This window comes from Chitinophaga sp. (assembly GCF_035564935.1).
Lineage (GTDB): Bacteria > Bacteroidota > Bacteroidia > Chitinophagales > Chitinophagaceae > Chitinophaga.
In genome coordinates this window covers 1-4155 of record NZ_DATMTE010001063.1, presented here as the reverse complement: position 1 = coordinate 4155, position 4155 = coordinate 1, and the positions used below count along the sequence as shown (strand labels likewise).

The 4155-nt window shown below is 47.2% G+C and carries 2 protein-coding genes; both read right to left on the bottom strand.

Annotation, left to right across the window (positions count from 1 at the left end; translation table 11 throughout):
* Position 1 precedes the first annotated feature (1 nt).
* Positions 2–319, bottom strand: a complete 318-nt coding sequence (gene trxA, locus VN105_RS27590; protein WP_079472839.1) for a thioredoxin — start codon at positions 317–319, stop codon at positions 2–4.
* 107 nt (positions 320–426) lie between these two features.
* The gene (gene dnaE, locus VN105_RS27585) at positions 427–4071 is read right to left on the bottom strand and encodes a DNA polymerase III subunit alpha (protein WP_325646336.1); all 3645 of its coding nucleotides are present in this window, start codon (positions 4069–4071) and stop codon (positions 427–429) included.
* Between the last annotated feature and the right edge of the window lie 84 nt (positions 4072–4155).

The following is a 4155-nucleotide window of genomic DNA, read 5'->3' as shown; positions in this document are numbered from 1 at the left end:
ATTACATATTGGCCTGTATTTTTTTATCCAGTACGGATTTAGGCACAGCGCCTACCTGTTTGTCAACAACCTGACCGCCTTTTACGAAAAGGATAGCAGGGATGCTGGTGATACCGTAATTTACAGACAACTGTGGGTTCTGATCCACGTTAACCTTTCCGATATTTACTTTACCTGCGTAGTCTTTAGACAGTTCTTCAATTACAGGACCGATAGCGCGACAAGGGCCACACCATTCTGCCCAGAAGTCAATAACAGTTAATTTATCGGAGTTCAGAACTTCCGTTTCAAAGTTCGCATCAGTGATTTCTAAAGCCATATTCTTTGATTTTAAAATGTTTTATTTAACGATTGTTTTGATTTTTGCGATTTGTATGATTACGATCAAATCTTGATCCGAGTGCAAATTACTGCATTTTTGACATCTTACTTATTGATTATCTCTATATACACATCGATATCCGGCTGTTTATGCAGGAAACCCGCCAACTCGTCATTCATCTCAATATTGCGGTTAAAAGTATGCAGTTTTGCCTGGGTTTGATCGTCGCGGTCGGTCAGCTGTACATGTAATACACTGTTGCCCGGGAAGCGGTTTACATTGTCGACCAGGAAATCCACTGTTTCCCGGTTAATAAACTTCGGCATAGTGTTCAGGAACACCTGTTTGGTATGGGTTTTCTTTACTTCCTGTAACAGCTGGATGCTGCTTACCTTGAACTCATACTCATTGTCGTTGAACCGTTTGGATTTGAAGCCACCATTGATAAACAGGCAAAGACCCGGTTTCAGGTAAGGGGCAAAGCGGATAAAGTCTTCACTCCACAGGGCAAATTCAAACTTGCCGGTATAATCTTCTATAGTCATTACGCCAAACTGGCGGTTATTACGGGAAATCCTTTCCTGGGCGCTGGTAATATACACCGCGAGGCGGAAATTGCGTTCCCGGGCGCGACCGCCGGTACCGCCCGGCTGGGATATTTCGGCCTGGTACTCCACCAGCTCCTGTACGGAGTTCATATGGTAATGCTTCAGCTCAAAACGGTAATCGTCCAGCGGGTGGCCGGAAATGTAGATACCGGTAATATCCCTTTCATTGTTGAGCTTCATGATCAGCGGCCATGGATCGCAGTTGGGGATCTTTGGCGGTTCTATATCAGGCAGGTCATCGGCGCCGAAAAGGCTGCCCATATTGGAAGAGCCTGCTGTTACCTGCTGACCGAATTTCACGATCTTGTCCAGCCCGGTAAGGGATTCACCTTCCGGTTTATGGAAATACTGGGCACGGTGTAATTCAGGGAAGCTGTCGAAAGCGCCGGACATAACCAGGGCTTCGAGCGATTTTTTATTAACGGCGCGTTGGTTCACGCGTTTGATAAAGTCGAAGATGTTTTTGAAGGGGCCATCTTTTTTACGTTCTTCCAGCAGGTTTTCGATGGCGGCTTCGCCTACACCTTTCAAACCACCGAGGCCAAAGCGTACCTGGCCTTGTTTATTAACGGCAAAACCCTTGAAAGATTCATTCACATCAGGCGGCAATACGTCGATGCCCATGCGTTTGGATTCTTCCATGAAGAACGTGATCTTTTCAATATTGCTGGCGCAGTTCAGCACGGCGGCCATATATTCGGAAGGGTAGTGGGCTTTCAGGTAGGCGGTTTGATAAGCCACGAAAGCATAGCAGGTAGAGTGGGATTTATTGAACGCGTAGGAGGCGAATGCTTCCCAGTCCGTCCATACTTTCTCGCACACCTTAGGATCATGGCCGTTTTGAGCGCAACCTTCCATAAACTGCGCTTTCATCTTATTCAGTACTGCGATCTGCTTTTTACCCATCGCTTTACGCAGTACATCCGCATCTCCCTTGGAGAAGTTGGCCAGTTTCTGGCTCAGCAACATCACCTGCTCCTGGTATACCGTAATACCATAGGTATCGCTGAGGTATTCCTCCATTTCGGCAATATCGTATTGCACCGGTTCCAGTCCGTGTTTACGGCGGATAAACGAAGGGATATACTCCAGTGGCCCGGGCCGGTACAGGGCGTTCATGGCAATGAGGTCGTCGAACCTGTCGGGTTTCAGTTCACGCAGGTATTTCTGCATACCGGGCGACTCGAACTGGAACGTAGCGTTGGTTTCGCCTTTTTGATAGAGCTCATATGTTTTGGCATCATCCAGCGGGATATTGTCTATTTCTATGGAGATGCCGTAGTTCTGGCGGATCAGTTCCAGCGCACCTTTGATGATGGTAAGGGTTTTCAGCCCCAGGAAGTCCATCTTGATTACGCCGGCAGATTCAATGATGCTTCCTTCGAACTGGGTTACCAGCAGGTCGGAATCTTTTGCGGTAGATACGGGGATCAGGTCGTACAGATCCTGCGGGGCAATGATGATACCTGCCGCATGAATACCGGTATTACGTACGGAGCCTTCCAGTACGCAGGCTTCACGGAGTACTTCTCCCTGGAGGTCTTCCCCTTTGATGAGTTCCCGTAGTTTTTTCACGTTCTCAATATCTTCACCAGCCAGTCCTTCTTTATCGGCCAGGCTTTTTTCTCCGTCGAGCGGGGCATTGAAGATGCGATCCAGCTGGATACCAGGCTTGTCCGGTACCATTTTGGCGAGGATATTGGATTCCACCAGGGGAAGGTCCATAACACGGGCCACGTCCTTAATACTCATTTTGGCGGCCATGGTACCGTAGGTGATGATCTGCGCTACCTGGTTGCGGCCATATTTCTGTACTACGTAGTCAATTACTTTCTGACGGCCTTCATCATCGAAGTCCGTATCAATATCGGGCATGCTCTTACGTTCCGGGTTCAGGAAACGCTCAAACAGGAGGTTATATTTGATGGGGTCAATATTGGTGATACCGATACAATAGGCCACCGCCGATCCTGCAGCGGAACCACGGCCCGGGCCGATAAACACACCCAGCTCACGGCCGGCTTTGATGAAGTCGGCCACAATGAGGAAGTAGCCGGCAAAACCCATGTTTTCGATTACCTGCAGCTCAAAGTTGATACGTTCTTCAATATCGGCGGTCATTTCCAGGTACCGGGAACGGGCGCCTTCGTAGGTGATATGGCGCAGGTACTGGTCCTGTGTAATAAATTCTTTCGGAATAGGGAAGTTAGGCAGCAGGATATCTCTTTTAAGATCCAGCAGCTGTACTTTATCTACAATTTCGTTGGTATTATCGATAGCCTGCGGAAGATCATGAAAAAGGGCAGACATTTCTTCCGTTGTCTTGAAATAGAACTGGTCGTTATAAAATGCAAAACGTCCCTTCTTGCCACCGGCACTGTCGTCGTCGGAAAAATCCTTGTTGGTGGGCGTACTTTTCTTCTCACCGGTATTGATACAAAGCAGGATATCATGTGCGTTGGCATCGGCCTGGTCTACATAGTGAGAATCGTTGGAGGCAATTACCTTTACATTATACTTCTGTGCAAAGCGGAGCAGTACGGCATTTACCTGTTCCTGTTCGGGAATGCCGTGGCGTTGTAATTCCACATAATAATCTTCCCCGAATATATCCGGCCACCAGCGAAATTCTTTCTCCCCTTCTTCTTCACCGTTACGGAGTATAATACGCGGTACGGAAGCGCCAAGACAACAGGTAGTGGCAATAAGCCCTTTATGGTATTGTAATACGAGCTCTTTATCGATGCGGGGATACTTACCGTACAATCCTTCCATATAACCCAGCGAGCAAAGTTTGATGAGGTTGCGGTAACCTTCATCATCTTTTGCCAGTAACACCTGGTGATAACGGATATCTTTTTCTTCCCTTGTAAATGCTCTTTTGTGGCGGTTCTCCACTACATAAAATTCACATCCTACAATAGGCTTTACTTTCAGTCTTTTATCTTTCGGATCGCCGGGATTTAATTTATTATTATATGCTTCCGCCACAAACTGGAATGCACCAAACATATTACCATGGTCGGTAATTGCCAGTGCAGGCTGATTGGAAGCCATCGCCTTTTTATACAGCGATTTAATGTCGGCAGCTCCATCCAGTAAGGAATATTGGGTATGAACGTGTAAATGGGAGAAAATCATCGGCTAATCTGTTTCGTCAAGCGACAAAAGTAATGTAATTCGCGTAAAGATCGCCTTCGGCGATGCGGATTTTGTCTGACTCAG